Genomic DNA, 4982 nt, shown 5'->3' with positions numbered 1-4982 from the left:
ATTATTATAATTATTATTATTATTATTATTATTTTAATAACGTCTGTATCAGCACTTATCTGTTTAGCATGCCTTACCAAGGCTATGTTCCGTTAAATTATTTTTAGTAAACCGCTTTAATCATCTTTTTTTAGTAATCCGTTTTTAATAGACCATAGGCTGAAATCACTCACCTATAAGGCATGGTTGGTATTCATCACCATTTGGCAAAATGATCTTCAGTTAAGCCTAACTGATTGGTTAATTTATATTGATTACCATTGTTGTCGCAAATCACACCGCTAAAATAGCCAATATATTGTCTAAAATTATTTTTTAACCAAATTAGATTGAGTTTTTCGCTACGTTGATTCAATGGTCTAAAATGCAAATCAACATTGCCATCATTAGTGGTGATATGCCACAGATCTTGTTGTGAGTGCCGTTTAAAATCAAACTGTGCACCACCTAATAGATGACGCTCGCCATTTATCCACATCACATTTTCTGTTTGACCGGTTTCATTAACGCCAGCAGCTAAATTTAGCCCGATAACCCCGTCGTCAGTTTGGGCATTAATTGAAGCCCAACGCCAACTGGTTTCTCGGCGCATAAATCCGGCAGAAAAGTCATAACCCGCCAACGCATATTGTAAAGGTTGCGGTTCATGATGAATGGTTAATTGCCCTGTTACGGCTAAGCCATTGTGCTTTTGTGTATAGGTCCAACCGTTATAACCCGTTGGAGTACACAAGCTGATGGGTAAACTCAGTGGCGTCGGTTGAATACGTAAATTGGCTTGTATGTCTGCAAGATTAATCTCAACTTGCCATTGTCCGTCGACAATATCGATAACAATACCTTTGTGTTTACGGCCAATGTCGGCGCGACCACGCTTAGGGGAGTCACTAAGCTTACAGCCAATCCCAAATGGGGTTAACCATTGCGTTTGGGTAAGTTTGTTACTTTTAATGTCATAAAGGTAGCAAAAGCCATTGGCGACATAACGAATATCGGCAATCGCAAGGGCAATAATATAATGAGGAGTGATAATGCTAACGAATTGGAACTGCTTAAAATCAAAATGTTTAGCCATTGTCGACGCGGGCTTGTCCATTACTGTCGAATAAGCAAACTGATTAACATTGAGTGAATCAACAATCCCATCAAAAATACCAAATACTGGCTGGCCATTGGCATTAATCAATTTGTCAGGAACCAATTGCGGCTGTTTATGTTGCATTACATTACCTACATCATGTTGTTTATCAGACTTAAGTTGCATAACACTAACCTGAATTGATCAGCCATTAATGTCAACAACCAAGTAATATTGTTGCCGTTAATCGGAGCTAAAATGGCGTTAAAAACAGATATTGATGAGTGACAACACCTGCACACAGAGTGATGCATACCACTCTGGTTATCTTTATTGCAACATAACCTTAGCGATACTGGAAACCCAGACAAATTCTGGTATCATTTAGCTACCTTTTGCTGGTTATTGTTGTCTCATGAAGTTATTGATCCCTATTTTACTGTCTACCTTACTGTTATCAGCTTGTGCAAGTTATGAGCCGACTCATGTTGGTCTTAACCCCACTCTGGGTCCAGTCCAGTTACAAACTGAAGTTGATTTCCCTGTACTGATCGACACCATCGATACTCGCGAAGCAAGCTTTGTGGTGCGTTTTAATGAAGAAGGCAAAGCGCCTAGATTAGTCAGCGCCAGTGAGCCTATCCGTCAACAACTGGATAAGCTATTCCGTAATGGTATGAATAAAGCCGGTTATGTTATAGACCCTGCCGCGCGCAATTCAGTACAGTTTCAGCTACATTACTTGTTAGCCGATGTCACTGACACCACGTTCAGTTATGAATCGAAAACACGTTTGGTTATCAATGTATTGGCTAAGAACTCACAACAAGAGTTCACCAAATCCTATAATGCTAACGGCTATTTAAAAGGCCCATTAAGCCCCGATTTTGCTACCCTTGAATTAGATATCACCAAGCTCGTTGATAAGCTCACCACTGAAATTCTTAACGATGAAGAGTTACATCAATTTATTCAACGTTAATTCAAGCTGCTTTAACATCTATTGGCATCGAGAGATGCCAATAAAAAAGGACGTCTCATTATGTTGAAATGGTTATCCACTTGCCTACTGTTATTGACCAGTTTAAGTTCCAGCGCGGCTGTCGACATTCAAAAAGATACTTTATATCCGCAAGTAGAGTTGGACACTTCTATGGGGAAAATTGTGGTTGAGTTAGATCGCACCCGTGCGCCACTTACCGTAGATAACTTTTTAACCTATGTGGTAAAAGGCGAATATGACAATACTATTTTTCATCGTGTGATTGCCGAATTTGTGGTTCAAGGTGGTGGGTTAACCACTAAACTAGAAGAACGCCCTTCGCTAGAGCCTGTTGTGAATGAGTCGGGTAATGGTTTATCAAACTCTCTTGGTACCATTGCAATGGCTCGAGATAATGATCCCCATTCGGCAACTCGCCAATTTTACTTCAACCTAGGTGACAATAAAAAGTTAGACCCTTCCAAACGTCGTTGGGGCTATACCGTTTTTGGTGAAGTGACTCAAGGCATGGATGTATTAGAAGCCATTTCATTGGTACCAACTGAACATAACACCACCCTAAACTGGCCAGATTTTCCGGTAAATACCGTCATGTTGAAAAAAGCCACTTTACTGCCTCGCTAAACTTCTGCTATTCGCCTATACCTAACGATGGTAATGCCAATGCATGCCATCGGCATTTATGTTATCGAGAATAATATTAACTCTACCGATATTCTCTCTACCTAGGTTGACTCGGCCTAGGTTATTTCGATTAATTTACTCCACATTAAATCATTATTGTGATGCAATAAATTGATACCCTATACATTCTTACTAGCTGATAAATCAAATAAATAGCACTATCGAATGATCGGATCGGTACTTTTTAACGTTTTTTGCTATCGACAAATTAATTAACGTCTATACTCTATTTACTCATTCATCTAATTTAGCTGGCAACTCTTCGCTACCGTATTTCGAATGTTCAAGGACGCACTTATGATAACGGCTAATGATTTTATTGAAACCAAAGCACCACAACTTGCCTACTTTGGTAAAGCTTTTTTAAACAATCAATTAGATTACAAAGAAATACAGCTTTATATGTGGGATGTACTGGAAGAGTGGCAATTTATATCAAATGACCCCATCCAACTAGCCGAACTACCGAGCGATACCGAGAAAGTGTTTTGGCACTTATTGTATTGTTTTGATCATTGGTCTGGTTGGGCGATTAAAGGCAATCAATACTTACGCCAGCAAGTCCATGAATGTTGCGATTACATTAATATTGGCGGCAATGTGCCACAGAGTTGCATTGGCATCAGACCTTAGAGCTATTCAGATAGTTTTGGTCTGGATTTTGGTCTGAATTCTAGTTAAACCTCAAACTGACTGAATAATCTTTTAGAATGGCTTGAACCTAAACCTCTTGCAACATAAGCTAGAGCCATTCTCCTTTATCCAGTTGTCTTATGTCGGTTTTTTTGTCTCGTACCCGTGAAGCATTATCAGTTTATTACCATAAACGAGTATTCATTTTACTTTTGCTGGGATTTTCTGCTGGCTTACCATTGATGCTGGTATTTTCGACCTTAAGCTTTTGGTTACGTGAAGCAGGTATCGACCGAGCAGCGATTGGTTACTTTAGCTGGATAGCGCTAACGTATGCATTCAAATGGGCATGGTCACCATTAGTCGATCGAATGTCATTGCCCTTGTTCACCCGTTTTTTAGGGCGACGACGTGGATGGATGCTTTTCGCACAACTGTGCTTAGTCGGCGCCATACTCGGAATGTCTGTTAGCGATCCAGTGGTCAATCTTGAACGTTTAGCCTTATGTGCCCTACTTTTGGCATTTGCTTCCGCCACACAAGACATTGTCATTGATGCTTTTCGGATTGAATCCGCCCCAGAAAAAATGCAAGCTGCGCTTGCCGCCGCATATCAAGTCGGTTATCGCAGTGCAATGATCATAGCAACAGCTGGCGCATTAACTATCGCCGCGTGGGTATCTCCTGGTAATGATGCTTATAATTTAGAAGCTTGGCAAACCGCCTACTTTGCCATGGCCATGTTAATGGGTGTTGGTATTATTACTACGTTATGCAGTAAAGAACCTCAAGTTGATACCAAACATGCTGACGATAAAGAACGCCTATTAAGAGCCGAATTTGCGGCCAAATACCCAGCGAAAGTCGCTGGAGCATTAGCCTGGTTATACAGCGCTAGCGTATTGCCTTTTATTGACTTTTTTAAGCGTTATGGCAAAAGCGCGATTCTGATTTTGTTGTTAATTTCGTGCTATCGCATTTCCGATATTGTCATGGGTATTATGGCAAATGTGTTTTACGTCGACATCGGTTTTAGCAAAGAAGAAATCGCTTTTATCAGTAAAGTGTATGGTTTGATTATGACCTTGGTCGGCGCCGCTTTTGGTGGCATATTGTTGATGCGTTATGGCACCATGAAAGTTCTATTCTTGGGTGCTTTGTTAGTCGCGGTCACCAACCTGCTGTTTGCTTGGCAGGCATATATTGGCTATAACGTGCCATTTTTAACCTTTGCTATATCGGTGGATAATTTTAGCGCAGGGATCGCGACTGCGGCATTTATCGCTTATTTATCGAGCTTAACCAGTAGTGGTTATAGCGCCACCCAATATGCGTTATTATCTTCGATTATGTTATTGTTTCCTAAGTTTATTGCAGGTTTTTCGGGTTTGTATGTTGATGCTTTTGGTTATATCAATTTCTTTATTGCAGCCAGCTTAATAGGCTTTCCTGTATTGCTGTTAGTGGTGTTGGTCAATCGCTCGCAAACCAATAATTAGCCTATAAACAGAGTAATAAGAGAATGATTGACCTGAAAATCATCTCTTTAGCTTATCTAACCCGACCCAAATTAGCATAACGGCT

General features: G+C 40.3%; 5 protein-coding genes. 4 read left to right on the top strand and 1 reads right to left on the bottom strand.

Annotation, left to right across the window (positions count from 1 at the left end; genetic code table 11):
- Positions 1 to 196: 196 nt before the first annotated feature.
- Complete coding sequence (locus H5202_RS17930) at positions 197 to 1264, bottom strand: DUF2804 domain-containing protein (RefSeq protein WP_259397373.1); 1068 nt, start codon at positions 1262 to 1264, stop codon at positions 197 to 199.
- A gap of 229 nt (positions 1265 to 1493) precedes the next feature.
- Between H5202_RS17930 and H5202_RS17925 the strand changes: the two genes are divergently transcribed.
- The 4 genes from H5202_RS17925 to H5202_RS17910 all read left to right on the top strand — a co-directional run bounded on the left by H5202_RS17925 (position 1494) and on the right by H5202_RS17910 (position 4897).
- Complete coding sequence (locus H5202_RS17925) at positions 1494 to 2060, top strand: YajG family lipoprotein (RefSeq protein WP_182773264.1); 567 nt, start codon at positions 1494 to 1496, stop codon at positions 2058 to 2060.
- Between the two features lie 60 nt (positions 2061 to 2120).
- Positions 2121 to 2705 (top strand): peptidylprolyl isomerase, encoded by a 585-nt coding sequence (locus H5202_RS17920; protein ID WP_182773263.1) that lies wholly within the window; start codon positions 2121 to 2123, stop codon positions 2703 to 2705.
- A 360-nt stretch (positions 2706 to 3065) separates the two neighbouring features.
- Positions 3066 to 3398: a hypothetical protein gene (locus H5202_RS17915; RefSeq protein WP_182773265.1), complete on the top strand. Its 333-nt coding sequence runs from the start codon at positions 3066 to 3068 to the stop codon at positions 3396 to 3398.
- 140 nt (positions 3399 to 3538) lie between these two features.
- The gene (locus H5202_RS17910; protein ID WP_182773262.1) at positions 3539 to 4897 is read left to right on the top strand and encodes an AmpG family muropeptide MFS transporter; all 1359 of its coding nucleotides are present in this window, start codon (positions 3539 to 3541) and stop codon (positions 4895 to 4897) included.
- The last annotated feature ends 85 nt before the right edge of the window (positions 4898 to 4982 follow it).

Origin of the sequence: Shewanella sp. SG41-4 (assembly GCF_014164505.1) — a bacterium.
In the GTDB taxonomy this organism is placed as follows: domain Bacteria; phylum Pseudomonadota; class Gammaproteobacteria; order Enterobacterales; family Shewanellaceae; genus Shewanella.
Note: the sequence above shows the minus strand (reverse complement) of the source record. Positions and strands in the feature narration are given on the sequence as shown.